This window comes from Staphylococcus sp. EG-SA-14 (assembly GCF_017151935.1).
In the GTDB taxonomy this organism is placed as follows: Bacteria; Bacillota; Bacilli; order Staphylococcales; family Staphylococcaceae; genus Staphylococcus; species Staphylococcus aureus.
The window spans coordinates 1-17,195 of the sequence record NZ_JACVZM010000033.1; the positions used below are offsets into that span (position 1 = coordinate 1).

The 17,195-nt window shown below is 32.4% G+C and carries 20 protein-coding genes and 1 riboswitch; of the genes, 16 read left to right on the plus strand and 4 right to left on the minus strand.

What is annotated here, in order from left to right; genetic code table 11:
* Positions 1-186 precede the first annotated feature (186 nt).
* Together IDG63_RS13530 and IDG63_RS13535 are read right to left on the minus strand one after the other, a co-directional pair.
* Complete coding sequence (locus IDG63_RS13530; protein WP_000569884.1) at positions 187-681, minus strand: GNAT family N-acetyltransferase; 495 nt, start codon at positions 679-681, stop codon at positions 187-189.
* A gap of 398 nt (positions 682-1,079) precedes the next feature.
* A complete protein-coding gene (locus IDG63_RS13535; RefSeq protein WP_000974460.1) occupies positions 1,080-1,502 on the minus strand; it encodes an organic hydroperoxide resistance protein in 423 nt (140 codons plus the stop codon).
* 147 nt (positions 1,503-1,649) lie between these two features.
* On the opposite strand from IDG63_RS13535, the gene aroD reads away from it, so the two are divergent.
* Both aroD and IDG63_RS13545 read left to right on the plus strand, forming a co-directional pair.
* Positions 1,650-2,366, plus strand: coding sequence for a type I 3-dehydroquinate dehydratase (gene aroD / locus IDG63_RS13540; RefSeq protein WP_000150012.1), 717 nt, complete (start codon positions 1,650-1,652; stop codon positions 2,364-2,366).
* An 82-nt stretch (positions 2,367-2,448) separates the two neighbouring features.
* Positions 2,449-2,988: a nitroreductase family protein gene (locus tag IDG63_RS13545; protein ID WP_000422908.1), complete on the plus strand. Its 540-nt coding sequence runs from the start codon at positions 2,449-2,451 to the stop codon at positions 2,986-2,988.
* Between the two features lie 149 nt (positions 2,989-3,137).
* Here the strand turns inward: IDG63_RS13545 and IDG63_RS13550 are convergent, their stop codons facing one another.
* Positions 3,138-3,458: a thioredoxin family protein gene (locus IDG63_RS13550; protein WP_001190694.1), complete on the minus strand. Its 321-nt coding sequence runs from the start codon at positions 3,456-3,458 to the stop codon at positions 3,138-3,140.
* Positions 3,459-3,601: 143 nt separating this feature from the next.
* On the opposite strand from IDG63_RS13550, the gene IDG63_RS13555 reads away from it, so the two are divergent.
* From IDG63_RS13555 to IDG63_RS13595, 9 genes are all read left to right on the plus strand, one after another.
* Complete coding sequence (locus IDG63_RS13555; protein WP_000589549.1) at positions 3,602-3,958, plus strand: arsenate reductase family protein; 357 nt, start codon at positions 3,602-3,604, stop codon at positions 3,956-3,958.
* A 157-nt stretch (positions 3,959-4,115) separates the two neighbouring features.
* Positions 4,116-4,496 (plus strand): glycine cleavage system protein GcvH, encoded by a 381-nt coding sequence (gene gcvH / locus IDG63_RS13560; RefSeq protein WP_000290489.1) that lies wholly within the window; start codon positions 4,116-4,118, stop codon positions 4,494-4,496.
* A gap of 178 nt (positions 4,497-4,674) precedes the next feature.
* Positions 4,675-5,553, plus strand: coding sequence for a YwqG family protein (locus tag IDG63_RS13565; RefSeq protein ID WP_000932204.1), 879 nt, complete (start codon positions 4,675-4,677; stop codon positions 5,551-5,553).
* 579 nt (positions 5,554-6,132) lie between these two features.
* Positions 6,133-6,519, plus strand: a complete 387-nt coding sequence (locus tag IDG63_RS13570; protein ID WP_001018962.1) for a toprim domain-containing protein — start codon at positions 6,133-6,135, stop codon at positions 6,517-6,519.
* Positions 6,512-6,808, plus strand: a complete 297-nt coding sequence (locus IDG63_RS13575) for a thioredoxin family protein (RefSeq protein ID WP_001065801.1) — start codon at positions 6,512-6,514, stop codon at positions 6,806-6,808. The genes IDG63_RS13570 and IDG63_RS13575 overlap by 8 nt, the downstream gene beginning before the upstream one ends.
* Before the next feature lie 57 nt (positions 6,809-6,865).
* Positions 6,866-6,969: riboswitch (SAM riboswitch) on the plus strand.
* Between the two features lie 88 nt (positions 6,970-7,057).
* Complete coding sequence (locus IDG63_RS13580) at positions 7,058-8,083, plus strand: methionine ABC transporter ATP-binding protein (RefSeq protein ID WP_000571218.1); 1,026 nt, start codon at positions 7,058-7,060, stop codon at positions 8,081-8,083.
* On the plus strand, positions 8,076-8,771 hold the full coding sequence (locus IDG63_RS13585; protein WP_000520233.1) for a methionine ABC transporter permease: 696 nt from the start codon (positions 8,076-8,078) through the stop codon (positions 8,769-8,771). The genes IDG63_RS13580 and IDG63_RS13585 overlap by 8 nt, the downstream gene beginning before the upstream one ends.
* Before the next feature lie 17 nt (positions 8,772-8,788).
* Complete coding sequence (locus IDG63_RS13590; protein WP_000732326.1) at positions 8,789-9,610, plus strand: MetQ/NlpA family ABC transporter substrate-binding protein; 822 nt, start codon at positions 8,789-8,791, stop codon at positions 9,608-9,610.
* Between the two features lie 353 nt (positions 9,611-9,963).
* Entirely contained in the window at positions 9,964-10,158 is a 195-nt protein-coding gene (locus IDG63_RS13595) for a CsbD family protein (RefSeq protein WP_000752917.1), read from the plus strand.
* 232 nt (positions 10,159-10,390) lie between these two features.
* Here the strand turns inward: IDG63_RS13595 and popT are convergent, their stop codons facing one another.
* Positions 10,391-11,242 (minus strand): polyprenyl-phosphate transporter PopT, encoded by an 852-nt coding sequence (popT, locus tag IDG63_RS13600; RefSeq protein ID WP_001183858.1) that lies wholly within the window; start codon positions 11,240-11,242, stop codon positions 10,391-10,393.
* Between the two features lie 327 nt (positions 11,243-11,569).
* On the opposite strand from popT, the gene sufC reads away from it, so the two are divergent.
* From sufC to sufB, 5 genes are all read left to right on the plus strand, one after another.
* Positions 11,570-12,331, plus strand: a complete 762-nt coding sequence (sufC, locus tag IDG63_RS13605) for a Fe-S cluster assembly ATPase SufC (protein WP_000168845.1) — start codon at positions 11,570-11,572, stop codon at positions 12,329-12,331.
* A 97-nt stretch (positions 12,332-12,428) separates the two neighbouring features.
* Complete coding sequence (gene sufD, locus IDG63_RS13610) at positions 12,429-13,736, plus strand: Fe-S cluster assembly protein SufD (protein ID WP_000205572.1); 1,308 nt, start codon at positions 12,429-12,431, stop codon at positions 13,734-13,736.
* Between the two features lie 105 nt (positions 13,737-13,841).
* On the plus strand, positions 13,842-15,092 hold the full coding sequence (locus IDG63_RS13615; RefSeq protein WP_001006454.1) for a cysteine desulfurase: 1,251 nt from the start codon (positions 13,842-13,844) through the stop codon (positions 15,090-15,092).
* On the plus strand, positions 15,082-15,546 hold the full coding sequence (gene sufU, locus IDG63_RS13620) for a Fe-S cluster assembly sulfur transfer protein SufU (RefSeq protein WP_001010508.1): 465 nt from the start codon (positions 15,082-15,084) through the stop codon (positions 15,544-15,546). The genes IDG63_RS13615 and sufU overlap by 11 nt, the downstream gene beginning before the upstream one ends.
* A gap of 150 nt (positions 15,547-15,696) precedes the next feature.
* On the plus strand, positions 15,697-17,094 hold the full coding sequence (gene sufB, locus IDG63_RS13625; protein WP_001074405.1) for a Fe-S cluster assembly protein SufB: 1,398 nt from the start codon (positions 15,697-15,699) through the stop codon (positions 17,092-17,094).
* The last annotated feature ends 101 nt before the right edge of the window (positions 17,095-17,195 follow it).

Below are 17,195 nucleotides of genomic sequence, written 5' to 3' on the forward strand. Positions count from 1 at the left end.
GACGGCACCCTAGGAAAGCGAAGCCATTCAATACGAAGTATTGTATAAATAGAGAACAGCAGTAAGATATTTTCTAATTGAAAATTATCTTACTGCTGTTTTTTTAGGGATTTATGTCCCAGCCTCATGAAAAATAGAACCTATATGATTTGAATTTATGAGAAATGTAGAATATATAAAACTGTATTACTTATTAATCAAATCATAAAAAAGCCAATGTTCATCGAAATAGGTATTTCCGATTTTAATTGCATTTTTCTCAAAACCAAGAATGTCGAATCCTAGTGCACTATAGAAAACTTTAGCACCTATGTTGTTTGACACAATTGATGTAAGTAAAGATTCGTAATTGTTCTGCCGTGCATAATTAATAATGAAATTAATGAGCTCGCTATTAATCGATTTATCGTTATTAGTAACAAAGTTGTATTTAATTAATGATTTATGTTCTTTTCCAACGTATCGAATTTGTTCTAAGGCAGCTGTTGCGATAAGTGTTTCGTTTTCATAACAGCCAAATACAATACATTTCGGTGAACCTTGATTTAAAATGTCATGTATTAAGGTGTCAGTCATTGTTTGACTATAATGTGAATCTTGAGTGAATTCTTCATTGACTGTCGAAACAAGTCTCTTATACTCATTAAAATCATTATTCGTTAATGTTTTAATTTCAATCATTACTGACCTCCTTAATCATTATTAAGAAAGATTTTGTACTAAAAAAATTTCTTAATTACATATTAAAATGTTTATTAAAATTTTGCAATCACTGATTTATATGCACATTCTTGTAAATGGATTATCAATTTAATTATATTTATTTTTAAGTTCAGGAAATTATGGAATTGGTTATTGGTCGACACTGGACTTTTATTTGTAGACGGTATGCGAAGAAGTCAAGCCAGTATTGGAACCGGTCACATTTATGATGACTAAGGTACAATCTTTTTCAGTTAAATATTGCCAGAAATTTCAATCACGAATAGAAAAAATAACCAACCAAAAATTTTTGGTTGGCAAATTTGAATTTTATGTGAATTTTATTAATAACGTTGAATAATCTCTTTAAGTTAATGCTAATCTACAACATTTACATTTAAATCGACATTAATATTTCCTTGAGTCGCTTTTGAATATGGACAAAATTCATGAGCCATTTGTAAATATTTTTCAGCTTCTTCTTGAGATATAACATTTTTAATTGTCGCATCAATTGAAACACTTAATTTAGGACTTTCTGAGTCTGAATCATCTTCTAGTCTCACTGTTAGTGTTACTTCTGGATGAGCATCACGCACTTTGTTTTGCTTTAAAATTAGGTCGAAAGCACCGTTGAAGCAAGATGCATAACCTGCTGCAAATAATTGTTCGGGGTTAGTAGCTTTACCATCTGCTTGAGCAGGCGGAACGATATCAATATCTAACGCTCGATCATCAGTATAAACATGTCCTTTACGTCCGCCAACATTCGTCGCTTTAGTTTCATAATGTATTGCCATTCGTATAACCTCCTAATTTAAAATACATTTATGCTTTACCCATTCGAAAATACCTTAATCATTTTCATTTATAGCATTGTTTGATTGAAGGATAAAAAGTTGTTGTTTACAATAAAAATAATGAGTATCTGAAATGAGGGATTTACTATGACACATGTGGAAGTAGTAGCGACTATCGCGCCACAATTATCTATCGAAGAAACTTTAATTCAAAAAATTAATCATCGTATTGATGCAATAGACGTATTAGAATTACGAATTGATCAAATTGAAAATGTCACAGTTGATCAAGTGGCAGAAATGATTACAAAGCTGAAGGTTATGCAAGATTCATTCAAATTATTAGTTACGTATCGTACAAAGTTACAAGGTGGCTATGGGCAATTTATAAATGACTTGTATCTTAATTTAATATCAGACTTAGCAAATATCAATGGCATAGATATGATTGATATAGAATGGCAAGCAGATATTGACATTGAAAAACATCAACGAATCATTACACACTTGCAACAGTATAATAAAGAGGTGGTTATATCACATCATAATTTCGAAAGTACGCCTCCATTAGATGAATTGCAATTTATATTTTTTAAAATGCAAAAATTCAACCCAGAATACGTTAAATTAGCAGTAATGCCACATAATAAAAATGATGTGTTAAATTTATTGCAGGCAATGTCTACATTTTCAGATACTATGGACTGCAAAGTTGTTGGTATTTCAATGTCTAAACTTGGACTAATAAGTAGAACGGCTCAAGGCGTTTTTGGTGGTGCATTGACTTATGGTTGTATCGGAGAACCACAAGCTCCAGGACAGATTGATGTTACTGATTTAAAAGCACAAGTGACTTTATACTAATAAAATGAATTAGGTTGCTTTTGTGTAAGTGCTGTCTTATAATTGAGAAGTATTATCATTGTTCGTGGAGGAGCGATTTTAGATGGAATTACAACAAGCAATAGCTAATAGAAGAAGTGTGAAAAAATTTAAAAGAGATATGCACATAGATGACGCATTGCTATATCAAGCAATTGAGAAAGCTGCTGATGCTCCAAATCACGGAATGAGGGAACCATGGAGAGTTGTGCATGTTCCGAAAGACAGATTAGGAGATATGAGTAAGGATATTTCTAAATTTGCATTTCCTAATGAATTAGATAAGCAACAATGTCATTATGATGCAGTTACGAAACTAGGTGGCATGTTATTGCTTATTTTAAAAACAGATCCAAGACAACGTCAAAATGATGAAAACTACTTTGCATTTGGTGCATATGCACAAAATCTTATGTTGTTACTTTATGAAGCGGGAATAGGTACATGTTGGAAATCGCCATTATATATCTATGATCCTAAAGTAAGAAAAACACTTGGTATAAAGAAGGATGAAGTTCTTGCTGGATTCTTATATTTAACGGATTTAGAAGAAGATATGCCTAAAGCACCACGTAAAAATAGAAACTTAATTACATTATATTAATATGTATAATTATAGAAACATTAATAAAAGCTGAGTCATGAATTGATGGACATCTATCGAGTTAGAGATTTAATCTAACTTATTAGAGTCGGTACAATCACAGTCTCAGCTTTTTATTGTGCAGTATATACACATTTTTATTTTAGTATTTATTTAAAAGTTTCTGCTAAAAATGATTCAACTTGATCAGGTGACTTAGCATTTGCTGAATGAAGGTGTGCAATTTTGTCGCCGTTTTTAAATACTAGCAAGCTAGGGATACCCATAACTTCATTTTCAACAACTACATCCTCTAATTCATCACGATTAACAGTATACCATTGGTAATCATTATATTGTTCTACGATTGGGTCAATCCATAAATCCATAGCACGACAGTCTGGGCACCATCCTGCCTCAAATTTAACAATTACAGGTGTATCGCTATTAATTACAGATTTAAATGATTCATTACTTTTGATTGATTGCATTGTAACAACTCCTCTAGATAGTTTAATAATTTTTATTATAGCTAAATTTATATCATAATAAAAAATTTTAGCTTCAAAATGAAAGCCTTTTGCTATGGAAAATGATATATTTATTTTAAATACATAAAGGAGGTTGCAGTCGTATGATTAAATTTTACCAATATAAGAATTGTACAACTTGTAAAAAGGCAGCAAAGTTTTTAGATGAATATGGCGTAAGTTATGAACCAATTGATATCGTTCAACATACACCTACAATAAATGAATTTAAAACAATAATTGCAAATACAGGCGTAGAAATTAATAAATTGTTTAATACACACGGCGCGAAATATCGTGAGCTTGATTTGAAAAATAAATTACAAACTTTATCAGATGATGAAAAGTTAGAGTTGTTATCATCTGATGGTATGTTAGTAAAGCGTCCTCTAGCAGTAATGGGCGATAAGATAACGTTAGGATTTAAAGAAGATCAATATAAAGAGACTTGGTTAGCGTAAGTACAATGTAAACGTTTACTAAATATCTCGATATTTAGATTCATTACATGTAAAATGAAATAAGCTATACAATTGTTAATTTTTATAAATATAGTTGAATAGCATCTAGCCTTATGGCATCATTAATGATGTAAAGATTAATTAGGAGGGGATTCTCTTGGCAGTACCAAATGAATTGAAATATTCAAAAGAGCATGAATGGGTTAAAGTTGAAGGTAATGTAGCAACAATTGGAATCACAGAATACGCACAAAGCGAGTTAGGTGATATTGTTTTCGTTGAATTACCAGAAACAGATGATGAAATTAATGAAGGGGATACGTTTGGTAGCGTAGAATCAGTTAAAACTGTATCAGAATTATATGCACCAATCTCTGGTAAAGTAGTTGAAGTCAACGAAGAACTAGAAGATAGTCCCGAATTTGTAAATGAATCTCCATACGAAAAAGCATGGATGGTAAAAGTAGAAATTAGTGATGAAAGTCAGATTGAAGCTTTATTAACAGCTGAAAAATATTCAGAAATGATTGGTGAATAATCACCGTGTAACTCCTTAATCTAAGATTGAGGAGTTTATTTTTAGTCTGAGAAAATAAATAATATGAAAGAAAAATTATTAGGTACTATTATTTGGAGTATTGCTACATTTTATTATTCAAGAATGATGGAAATAATGAATTTAGCTATTTTAAAAATAAAAATTGGGGGAAGTTAATATGCTAAACATTCAAGACGTTAGTCATCTTTCTAAAAAGGAGCAAAAAGCATATAACCGTTTCGTAGAATCTGTAGAAATCGGTAATTTACCAGTACTACCATGTATTGAAATGGATCTAAAAGAGATGAAAGAAGAAACATTAAACCAGAGTAAGATTGGTGGAATGCCATTTTTAAAATCTTTTAAAGATATACCATTAGATGAAAATAATGTACCAATGGTATTGTTAGCACAGATTAATTTGGATAATCTTCCAGAACAACAAGAATTATTTCCTGTAAAAGAAGGGATATTGCAGTTTTGGATTAGTTCAGAAGATCAAATGTATGGTATGTCTGAAAATTTAAAGGGAAACAATATAAACTCAAGGCTTGTTTATATAAAAGAGCCAATTACAGATTTATCACTCGAAAATATTCAAGCGCATTTGAAGTCATTAGATGCTTATAATGAGGATATCCCGTTCAGTGGAGCATTTTCTATAAAATTTAGATTGTCGAAACAAACTATTACATGTACTGATTATAAGTACGATGAGGACGTGCTTGCATTGTGGAATAAAGTCAATCCATCCTTCGCGCTAAAATCAATGTTTGGTGGTTATGATGAATTAATGGAACCTGTGTGTAACACATTTACTGCTAAGGAACCATTTAATCAACTTGGTGGTTATCCATATTTTGACCAAATAGATCCAAGAACGAACGATCAAGAACTGAAAATGTATGATAGAGTCTTACTGCAAATTGATTCTACAAGAGATGGTAATTCTTCGATTATATGGGGTGATTTAGGTATTGCCAATATCTTAGTGAAATCTACTGACCTTGAGGCTATGAAGTTTGATGATTACATGTATTCATGGGATTGCAGCTAAGAGAATCATAAAAATATATTACTTTAATAAGTGTAGTATCTATAGATCAATCTAGGGAGTGGGACAGAAATGAAAAAGAACCACTAGTGATTTATAATGTAGTGGTTATTTTTCATAAGCCACAGCTAATGTGCATTTAAAAATAGGAATACATGAGTAAAACTCATGCATAAGAAATACTAATTTCTAAAGAAAAAGTATTTCTTTATGTTGGGGCCCACCCCAACTTGCACATTATTGTAAGCTGACTTTCCGCCAGCTTCTGTGTTGGGGCCCCGCCAACTTGCACATTATTGTAAGCTGACTTTCCGCCAGCTGGGGCCCCGCTATAATTGAAAAGTTTGTTATAGGTGTATTTTCTTTTGGTTAACTATTGGTAATATAACATTGTAGATTTTAGGATGTTGATTTTTGACTTAGCCTTTGTCTGCTTATGTTAAATGTTACAGCTAGTCAAACATTGAGTTTGTAATTATTATATTAAGCTAGTTTAAATTTTTTGTGATTTATGTTTTATTCATACCAATTTTGTGAAATGATACAGTGACAGATGTTTATTGATTTTAAAGGGTGATGATGATGGCTATTGTAAATAAAGTGATAATTGTTGAAGGAAAATCTGATAAAAAAAGGGTGCAACAGGTTATTGCAGAACCAGTCAATATTATTTGTACTCATGGAACAATGAGTATAGATAAGCTTGATGATATGATAGAATCACTGTATGATAAACAAGTTTTTGTATTAGCCGATTCTGATGACGAAGGAGATCGAATTAGAAATTGGTTTAAACGTTATTTGAGTGAAAGTGAACATATATTTATTGATAAAACTTACTGTCAAGTTGCGAATTGCCCCAAACAATATTTGGCGCATGTACTTTCAAAACATGGCTTTACTTGTAAGAAAGAAACACCTCTTTTACCGAATATAAATAATGAAAGGTTAGTTTTAGTAAATGAATAATTCATTAGACATCAAAGATGTAACTACATTTTATGAGGAAGACAAACATTTAATCTTTGGTTATACACCAACGTGTGGTACTTGTAAGGTTTCAGAAAGAATGTTAGACATTGCTAATGAAATATTGCAGTTACCATTATTGAAAATAGATTTAAACTTTTATCCTCAGTTTTGTAAAGATATGCAAATCATGTCTACGCCGATTTTATTGTTGATGAATAAAGATAAAGAAGTAAAACGAATTTATGCATTTAAATCGGTGACTGATTTGTTAGAAAATTTAAAATAGTTATTGACGAAATTTTACTAAGGTGTTAGGATTAATACAAATTAAATGATGCGTAAACTCTTATCGAGAGTGGTGGAGGGATGTGCCCTACGAAGCCCGGCAACCGTCTTATATAGAAATGGTGCCAATTCACATAAAGTTTTAACTTTTGAAGATGAGAGAAACAATACTACTATTGCTTTCTCAATTTTTCTATCGATATTGAGAAAGCATTTTTTATTTTATTAAGCAACACAGGGAGGAATCAACGTGATTGAATTAAAAGAAGTTGTTAAAGAATATCGGACTAAAAATAAAGAAGTCCTTGCTGTAGATCACGTTAATTTATCGATTCGAGCAGGATCGATTTATGGCGTCATTGGTTTTTCTGGAGCAGGAAAAAGTACTTTGATTCGAATGTTTAATCATTTAGAAGCGCCTACATCAGGTGAAGTTATTATAGATGGAGACCATATAGGTCAATTGTCCAAAAATGGATTAAGAGCAAAAAGACAAAAAGTAAGTATGATCTTCCAACATTTTAATTTGTTATGGTCAAGGACTGTGTTAAAAAATATTATGTTTCCGCTTGAAATTGCAGGTGTCCCTAGAAGGAGAGCTAAGCAAAAAGCATTAGAACTTGTCGAACTCGTCGGTTTAAAAGGTAGAGAAAAGGCTTATCCATCAGAGTTATCAGGTGGACAAAAGCAACGTGTTGGGATTGCACGAGCGTTAGCTAATGATCCAACGGTCTTGCTTTGTGATGAGGCAACAAGTGCACTTGATCCGCAAACAACAGATGAAATTTTAGATCTACTACTAAAAATTAGAGAACAACAAAATTTAACAATTGTACTAATTACGCATGAAATGCATGTCATTCGTCGTATTTGTGATGAAGTTGCAGTTATGGAAAGTGGTAAAGTGATAGAACAAGGACCGGTGACACAGGTTTTTGAAAATCCGCAACACACTGTGACAAAACGATTTGTGAAAGACGATTTAAATGATGATTTCGAAACATCTTTAACAGAATTAGAGCCATTAGAAAAAGATGCATATATCGTTAGATTAGTTTTCGCTGGTTCAACAACAACCGAGCCTATTGTATCGAGTCTATCAACTGCCTATGATATTAAAATTAATATTTTAGAAGCAAATATTAAAAATACAAAAAATGGAACAGTCGGCTTTTTAGTTCTGCATATTCCATATATTTCAAGTGTAGATTTCGGAAAATTCGAAAAAGAGTTAATTGAGCGACAAGTTAAAATGGAGGTGTTAAGACATGGGTAAATCATTTAGTGAAATTATAAATGAAATGATTACAATGCCTAATATTCAGTGGCCAGAAGTTTGGACTGCAATAGTCGAAACACTATACATGACAGTCGTCTCAACTATATTTGCATTTATACTTGGTCTTATTTTAGGTGTGTTATTATTCTTGTCTGCTAAAGGTAAGTCTATCGGTGCAAGGTTATTTTATTCTATCGTTTCTTTCATTGTTAACTTATTTAGAGCGATACCATTTATTATTTTAATTTTATTATTAATTCCATTTACAAGTTTGATACTTGGAACGATAAGTGGTCCGACAGGTGCGTTACCAGCCTTGATCATTGGCGCAGCACCGTTTTATGCAAGGCTCGTAGAAATTGCTTTTAAAGAAATTGATAAAGGTGTCATCGAAGCGGCTTGGTCAATGGGCGCTAATACTTGGACAGTAATTCGTAAAGTCCTTTTACCTGAAGCTATGCCAGCGCTAGTGTCTGGCATTACAGTTACAGCAATCGCTTTAGTTGGTTCAACAGCAGTTGCAGGTGTAATTGGTGCCGGTGGTTTAGGAAATTTAGCATACTTAACAGGTTTCACTCGAAATCAAAATGATGTCATTTTAGTATCAACAGTTTTTATTTTAATTATTGTATTTATAATCCAATTCATTGGGGATTGGCTTACAAATAAACTTGATAAACGATAAATTGGGGGTTTCATTTTATGAAAAAATTATTTGGTCTTATTTTAGTATTAACATTTGCAGTTGTATTAGCAGCTTGCGGTAATGGAAACAAAAGTGGCAGTGACGACAAGAAAATAACAGTAGGTGCTTCACCAGCACCACATGCTGAAATTTTAGAAAAAGCAAAACCATTATTAGAGAAAAAAGGTTATGAACTAGATATTAAAACAATTAACGATTACACTACACCTAATAAATTACTAGACAAAGGTGAAATTGACGCAAACTATTTCCAACATACACCATATTTAAACACAGAGAAAAAGGATAAAGGTTACAAAATCGTAAGTGCCGGTGATGTTCACTTAGAACCTATGGCTGTATACTCTAAAAAGTATAAAAGTTTAAAAGAATTACCAAAAGGTGCAACAGTCTATGTGTCTAATAATCCAGCTGAACAAGGACGTTTCTTAAAATTCTTCGTTGATGCAGGTTTAATTAAAATCAAAAAAGGCGTAAAAATTGAAGATGCTAAGTTTAGTGATATTACAGAGAATAAAAAAGATATTAAGTTTAATAATAAACAATCAGCAGAATTCTTACCTAAAATTTATCAAAATGAAGACGCTGATGCTGTTATCATTAATTCGAACTTTGCAATCGAACAAAAACTAAATCCTAAAAAAGATTCTATTGCTGTAGAAAGTGCGAAAGATAATCCTTATGCAAACTTAATTGCTGTTAAAGAAGGACATCAAGATGATAAGAAAATCAAAGCATTAATTGAAGTATTACAATCTAAAGATATTCAAGACTTCATTAATGAAAAATACAATGGTGCAGTTATTCCTGCTAAATAAATCATATTAATGGCTCAGTAACGTGATGTTGCTGGGCTTTTTAATTTAAACAGGTATTTATATGATATTTAGGAATGAGATGCTATTACGGATAAAGTAAAATCCTATATGCATGCGTGCTACTCATTTATTCTTATTTTTAATTTCACATGGCTAGTGACTAATACATCATAAATCATTAGTGATTCTTTATTATTTCAGTCCCACTCCCTCAAGTTAATGATGAATCTATTTCGCTAGTTATAAAATGACGTCAAATCAATATCAAAAATTATTTAAGTAAAATGTTTAGATAATTTTTCAGTGGGTAAGTATTATATATAACATTTAATTATTCCGAGGAGGCATTTATTATGGCAGACGAAAGTAAATTTGAACAAGCAAAAGGTAATGTTAAAGAAACAGTAGGTAATGTTACTGATAATAAAAATTTAGAAAACGAAGGTAAAGAAGATAAAGCTTCTGGTAAAGCGAAAGAATTCGTTGAAAATGCAAAAGAAAAAGCAACTGATTTTATTGATAAAGTAAAAGGTAACAAAGGCGAGTAATTTTACTTTTTATTCCTAATACACTGCACATGCCACTTAGTCGGTATAACCATCGGCTAGGTGGTTTTTGTATTAAAAAAGTGGATACCAAAATTTATTAATAATTATTTTAATGTTAGAAAAAAACTAAATAAAAACTCGCTAATGATATCCAATAATATGTATACAAAACGAGACATATATTGCATATGATTAACGAGATACTGAAAATATTTTATCACCCCTAAAATGATTATTCATTTTCAGCGGTAATTCGACCTAAAGTCAAACTTACAATAAAACCGATGATAAATACTACTAATGAAACGAACCACATCACGATATTAGTTGGTAAACCTGGAAATACTGCAAAGAGGGAGCCAACAACAAAACCAATGATTAATGCAAAAGTCATTAGTTTATGATGTGTTAGGAAATACTGGATAATTTTGCTTGAAATAATGAATCCAGCAAGCACGCCAAATCCGACTGCAAGTAATATAGGAAGACCTGCAAAGTTAAGTTTAACAACTTCAGATATTGCTAGCATGACCGTACCATAGACGCCAAATACTAATAACATAAATGACCCTGAAATACCTGGGAGTAACATAGCACTAGATGCACACATACCTGCAATAAAATATTTAATAATAAGACTAGTTGATAGAGTAAGTGTTTCTCCAGCATGTTTATCACCATTATTCATTAATGTAATAACAATTAAGATAGCGATACCAGCTATAACCATCATGTAATGTTTAGTTGTAAATGACGTTTTATAGTTAGAAATTTTCAATAAATATGGAACGATACCAATGATTAATCCACCAAAGAAAAACATAGTTGGAATATGGTGTTGGCTTAATAAATAATTAAAAAGATTACTTAGTGATCCCATTGCCAGTAACATTCCAATTATAATGGGGATTAAAAATGTAAAACTTGGCCAAAAACGTCGTGAGAATATGCCGCTAATTGAAGCGATAAATTGATTGTAAATACCTAACAATAATGCGATAGTCCCACCGCTAACACCAGGTACCAAGTCACTCGTTCCCATAGCAAAACCTTTTAGAATATTAATCCATTTAAATTGTTGCATGAATAACTCCTTTCAAACGATTGGAATAAAATCATAAATAGCATCATACCATATTACAAATGTCCTAGTGAAATGATAACATATTTTAAATTCATAAAATCCATTGAGAAATTATGTGCACTTATTATCATTTATATTTTTAAAGAGAGCGGATTAGAGTTGTACTTTAGAGTTATTAAAAATAATAAAAAGGGTTTAAGTTGTTTATATTAAGGTATAAGTAAGTTATAATTAACTGAACGCATTATTACAAAGTCTTTTTGACTACAAATTAAAATTATTATAAACTAGTTAAGAAAACTTTATATTTTACGGAGGGAATATAAAATGGCATCAACATTAGAAATCAAAGACCTACATGTGTCTATTGAGGATAAAGAAATCTTAAAAGGTGTTAACTTGACAATTAACACTGATGAAATACATGCGATTATGGGACCAAACGGGACAGGTAAATCAACTTTATCATCTGCAATTATGGGACACCCAAGCTATGAAGTAACTAAAGGAGAAGTACTTTTAGACGGTGTAAATATTTTAGAATTAGAAGTTGATGAAAGAGCAAAAGCAGGATTATTCTTGGCAATGCAATATCCATCAGAAATTACAGGTGTTACAAATGCTGATTTCATGCGTTCAGCAATCAATGCGAAACGTGAAGAAGGACAAGAAATCAACTTAATGCAATTTATTAAGAAATTAGATAAAAACATGGATTTTCTAGACATAGATAAAGACATGGCACAACGTTATTTAAATGAAGGTTTCTCAGGTGGAGAGAAGAAACGTAACGAAATCTTACAATTAATGATGTTAGAACCTAAGTTTGCAATCTTAGATGAAATCGATTCAGGGTTAGACATCGATGCATTAAAAGTTGTATCTAAAGGTATTAACCAAATGCGTGGGGAAAACTTTGGTGCATTAATGATTACACACTATCAACGATTATTAAATTACATTACTCCTGATAAAGTACATGTAATGTATGCTGGTAAAGTCGTTAAATCTGGTGGTCCAGAATTAGCAAAACGTCTTGAAGAAGAAGGATATGAATGGGTTAAAGAAGAGTTCGGTTCAGCTGAATAATCTTATTAATACAGTATCCATGAGATGTTCATCTATATATGATGAAAATGAACATTTATACGAAATAGTAAATTTCATCAAGTAGGAGGAAAAAGTTATGACAACTGATATTTTGAACATTTCTGAAGAACAACTTGTTGATTATTCTAAAGCCCACAATGAACCTTCTTGGATGACAGAATTACGTAAAAAAGCTTTGAAATTAACAGAAACTTTAGAAATGCCAAAACCTGATAAAACAAAATTAAGAAAATGGGATTTTGATTCTTTTAAACAACACGATGTAAAAGGTGATGTTTATCAATCTTTATCACAATTACCTGAGTCAGTAAGAGAAATTATTGACGTAGATCATTCTAAAAACTTAGTAATTCAACATAATAATACGATTGCGTACACACAAGTTGATGATAATGCATCGAAAGATGGCGTTATCGTTGAAGGTTTAGCAGACGCTCTTATGAACCATAGTGATTTAGTACAAAAGTACTTTATGAAAGATGCAGTAACAGTAGATGAACATCGTATCACAGCGCTACACACGGCATTAGTTAATGGTGGCGTATTTGTTTATGTTCCTAAAAATGTAGTTGTAGAACATCCAGTACAATACGTTGTGTTGCACGACGACGAAAATGCAAGCTTTTATAACCATGTTATCATCGTTACTGAAGAAAGCGCCGAAGTCACATATGTTGAAAATTACTTATCAAATGCATCTGGTGAAGGAAATCAATTAAATATTATTTCTGAAGTGATTGCTGGTGCAAATTCAAATATCACATATGGCTCAGTGGACTATATGGATAAAGGCTTTACAGGTCATATCATTCGACGTGGTATTACTGAAGCGGATGCCTCAATTAATTGGGCACTAGGTTTAATGAATGAGGGTAGCCAAATTATTGATAATACAACAAATTTATTTGGTGATCGTTCAACAAGTTCACTTAAATCAGTAGTTGTAGGTACAGGCGAACAAAAAATTAATCTAACATCTAAAATCGTACAATATGGTAAAGAAACAGATGGTTATATCCTTAAACATGGTGTTATGAAAGAACATGCATCGTCTGTATTTAATGGTATCGGCTACATTAAGCATGGTGGAACTAAATCAATTGCTAATCAGGAATCACGTGTATTAATGTTATCTGAACATGCTCGTGGTGACGCGAATCCTATTTTATTAATTGATGAAGATGATGTACAAGCTGGTCATGCTGCATCAGTAGGTCGTGTTGATCCAGATCAACTTTACTATTTAATGAGTCGTGGTATTTCTCAAAGAGAAGCGGAACGTCTTGTTATACATGGTTTCTTAGATCCAGTAGTACGTGAATTACCTATCGAAGACGTTAAACGTCAATTGAGAGAAGTAATTGAACGCAAAGTTTCTAAATAATATTTTGAAAATAAAAGTTTGTAATAGATATAGACTGTCGATATTGGTATAAGACTAATACAACGTCAGTATTTAAATGATTAGGATTTTTATTTAAGAAAGGTCGTGAATGAAGTGGCCGAACACTCATTTGACGTTAATGAAGTAATCAAGGATTTTCCGATATTAGATCAAAAAGTCAATGGCAAACGTTTAGCATATCTTGATTCAACAGCGACAAGTCAAACGCCTGTGCAAGTGTTAAATGTTTTAGAGGATTACTACAAGCGTTATAATTCAAACGTTCATCGTGGTGTTCATACATTAGGATCATTGGCAACTGATGGTTATGAAAATGCCCGTGAAACTGTTCGTCGTTTTATTAATGCGAAGTATTTTGAAGAAATCATTTTCACACGCGGAACAACTGCGTCGATTAACCTTGTAGCACATAGCTATGGTGATGCAAATGTTGAAGAGGGCGATGAAATTGTTGTCACTGAAATGGAACATCATGCCAATATTGTTCCTTGGCAACAGTTAGCAAAGCGTAAAAATGCGACATTGAAATTTATACCAATGACAGCTGACGGTGAATTAAACATCGAAGATATTAAGCAAACGATTAATGATAAAACAAAGATCGTTGCTATTGCACATATTTCTAATGTACTCGGTACAATTAATGATGTTAAAACCATTGCAGAAATAGCTCATCAACATGGTGCAATTATCAGTGTTGATGGGGCGCAAGCAGCACCACATATGAAACTTGATATGCAAGAAATGAATGCTGATTTTTATAGTTTTAGTGGTCATAAAATGCTTGGACCAACAGGTATTGGCGTATTATTTGGTAAACGTGAGTTACTACAAAAAATGGAACCGATTGAGTTCGGTGGCGACATGATTGATTTTGTAAGTAAGTATGATGCAACATGGGCTGATTTACCTACTAAATTTGAGGCGGGCACTCCATTAATTGCACAAGCAATTGGGCTTGCAGAAGCTATTCGCTATTTAGAACGCATAGGATTTGATGCAATTCATAAATATGAACAAGAATTAACGATATATGCTTATGAGCAAATGTCTGCAATTGAAGGAATTGAAATTTATGGCCCGCCAAAGGATCGTCGTGCAGGTGTAATAACGTTTAATTTACAAGATGTACATCCACACGATGTTGCTACAGCCGTAGATACAGAAGGTGTAGCGGTTAGAGCTGGGCATCATTGTGCGCAACCGTTAATGAAATGGTTAAATGTGTCTTCAACAGCTAGAGCGAGTTTTTATATATACAACACGAAAGAAGACGTTGATCAGTTAATAAATGCCTTGAAACAAACGAAGGAGTTTTTCTCTTATGAATTTTAATAATCTAGATCAATTATATAGATCTGTCATTATGGATCATTATAAAAATCCTAGAAATAAAGGTGTATTAGATAACGGGTCTATGACAGTAGATATGAATAACCCGACATGCGGTGACCGTATACGACTAACATTTGATATAGAAGACGGCATTATAAAAGATGCTAAGTTTGAAGGTGAAGGTTGTTCGATTTCAATGGCAAGTGCATCGATGATGACACAAGCTGTTAAAGGTCATTCACTTGGAGAAGCAATGCAAATGAGCCAAGAATTTACGAAAATGATGCTTGGTGAAGACTATGTGATTACAGAAGAAATGGGAGATATTGAAGCATTGCAAGGTGTATCTCAATTCCCAGCTCGTATTAAATGTGCCACATTAGCTTGGAAAGCATTGGAAAAAGGTACTGTTGCTAAAGAAGGTAAAGCAGAAGGTACGACTGAAGAAGAATAGAATGCTGTTAATCATAGATGATTTTGATATTAGACATATAAAAGTATAAAAATTTTTATAAGATGTCATGTCATTGTTATAATATGGTTTACATCATGAATTAAAAACTTACGCACGCCGTTGTAAATATATTTTTAAGGAGTGATTGAAATGGCTAAAAAAGCACCTGATGTTGGGGATTATAAATATGGATTCCACGACGATGATGTGTCCATTTTCAGATCAGAACGTGGTTTAACTGAGAATATCGTTAGAGAAATTTCTAACATGAAAAATGAGCCGGAATGGATGTTAGATTTCCGTCTTAAATCATTAAAATTGTTTTATAAAATGCCAATGCCTCAATGGGGTGGCGACTTATCAGAATTGAATTTCGATGACATTACTTACTATGTAAAGCCTTCAGAACAAGCTGAACGTTCATGGGATGAAGTGCCAGAAGAAATTAAAAGAACTTTCGATAAATTAGGAATTCCTGAAGCTGAACAAAAATATTTAGCTGGTGTTTCTGCTCAATATGAATCTGAAGTTGTTTACCATAATATGGAAAAAGAACTTGAAGAAAAAGGTATTATCTTTAAAGATACAGATAGTGCTTTACAAGAAAATGAAGAATTATTCAAAAAATACTTTGCTTCTGTAGTACCTGCAGCAGATAACAAATTTGCGGCGTTAAACTCAGCAGTATGGTCAGGTGGTTCGTTCATTTATGTACCTAAAAATATCAAACTAGATACGCCACTACAAGCTTATTTCCGTATTAACTCTGAGAACATGGGTCAATTTGAACGTACATTAATCATTGCTGATGAAGGTGCTTCTGTACATTACGTAGAAGGTTGTACTGCACCAGTTTATACAACTAGTTCTTTACACTCTGCTGTTGTGGAAATCATTGTGCATAAAGATGCGCACGTTCGTTATACTACGATTCAAAACTGGGCGAACAATGTATACAATTTAGTTACAAAACGTACTTTTGTTTATGAAAACGGAAATATGGAATGGGTAGATGGTAACTTAGGTTCTAAGTTAACGATGAAATATCCAAACTGTGTTCTTTTAGGTGAAGGTGCAAAAGGTAGTACATTATCTATTGCATTTGCTGGTAAAGGACAAGTTCAAGATGCCGGTGCTAAAATGATTCATAAAGCGCCAAATACATCTTCAACGATTGTTTCTAAATCTATTTCTAAAAATGGTGGTAAAGTTATTTATCGCGGTATTGTTCATTTTGGACGTAAAGCAAAAGGTGCTCGTTCAAATATTGAATGTGATACATTAATCTTAGATAACGAATCAACATCAGATACAATTCCATATAACGAAGTATTCAACGATCAAATATCATTAGAACATGAAGCCAAGGTTTCAAAAGTTTCTGAAGAACAATTATTCTATCTAATGAGTCGTGGTATTTCTGAAGAAGAAGCGACAGAAATGATTGTTATGGGATTCATCGAACCATTTACAAAAGAACTTCCAATGGAATACGCGGTCGAAATGAACCGTTTAATCAAGTTCGAAATGGAAGGTAGTATTGGATAGCTTTAAACCGCGTTGTTAAGCCATTCTTAACTTCCGGAAATGGCTATTGATACCATTTTGATACCATTTACTTGTCAAAAATGGCTATTGCATCGTGTTTT

Bases quoted from the DNA above. Each gene is read 5' to 3' on its own strand.
- IDG63_RS13530 (WP_000569884.1), bottom strand. From the start codon at position 681: ATGATTGAAATTAAAACATTAACGAATAATGATTTTAATGAGTATAAG.
- IDG63_RS13535 (WP_000974460.1), bottom strand. From the start codon at position 1,502: ATGGCAATACATTATGAAACTAAAGCGACGAATGTTGGCGGACGTAAA.
- aroD (WP_000150012.1), top strand. From the start codon at position 1,650: ATGACACATGTGGAAGTAGTAGCGACTATCGCGCCACAATTATCTATC.
- IDG63_RS13545 (WP_000422908.1), top strand. From the start codon at position 2,449: ATGGAATTACAACAAGCAATAGCTAATAGAAGAAGTGTGAAAAAATTT.
- IDG63_RS13550 (WP_001190694.1), bottom strand. From the start codon at position 3,458: ATGCAATCAATCAAAAGTAATGAATCATTTAAATCTGTAATTAATAGC.
- IDG63_RS13555 (WP_000589549.1), top strand. From the start codon at position 3,602: ATGATTAAATTTTACCAATATAAGAATTGTACAACTTGTAAAAAGGCA.
- IDG63_RS13565 (WP_000932204.1), top strand. From the start codon at position 4,675: ATGCTAAACATTCAAGACGTTAGTCATCTTTCTAAAAAGGAGCAAAAA.
- IDG63_RS13570 (WP_001018962.1), top strand. From the start codon at position 6,133: ATGGCTATTGTAAATAAAGTGATAATTGTTGAAGGAAAATCTGATAAA.
- IDG63_RS13575 (WP_001065801.1), top strand. From the start codon at position 6,512: ATGAATAATTCATTAGACATCAAAGATGTAACTACATTTTATGAGGAA.
- IDG63_RS13585 (WP_000520233.1), top strand. From the start codon at position 8,076: ATGGGTAAATCATTTAGTGAAATTATAAATGAAATGATTACAATGCCT.
- IDG63_RS13590 (WP_000732326.1), top strand. From the start codon at position 8,789: ATGAAAAAATTATTTGGTCTTATTTTAGTATTAACATTTGCAGTTGTA.
- IDG63_RS13595 (WP_000752917.1), top strand. From the start codon at position 9,964: ATGGCAGACGAAAGTAAATTTGAACAAGCAAAAGGTAATGTTAAAGAA.
- popT (WP_001183858.1), bottom strand. From the start codon at position 11,242: ATGCAACAATTTAAATGGATTAATATTCTAAAAGGTTTTGCTATGGGA.
- sufC (WP_000168845.1), top strand. From the start codon at position 11,570: ATGGCATCAACATTAGAAATCAAAGACCTACATGTGTCTATTGAGGAT.
- sufD (WP_000205572.1), top strand. From the start codon at position 12,429: ATGACAACTGATATTTTGAACATTTCTGAAGAACAACTTGTTGATTAT.
- sufU (WP_001010508.1), top strand. From the start codon at position 15,082: ATGAATTTTAATAATCTAGATCAATTATATAGATCTGTCATTATGGAT.
- sufB (WP_001074405.1), top strand. From the start codon at position 15,697: ATGGCTAAAAAAGCACCTGATGTTGGGGATTATAAATATGGATTCCAC.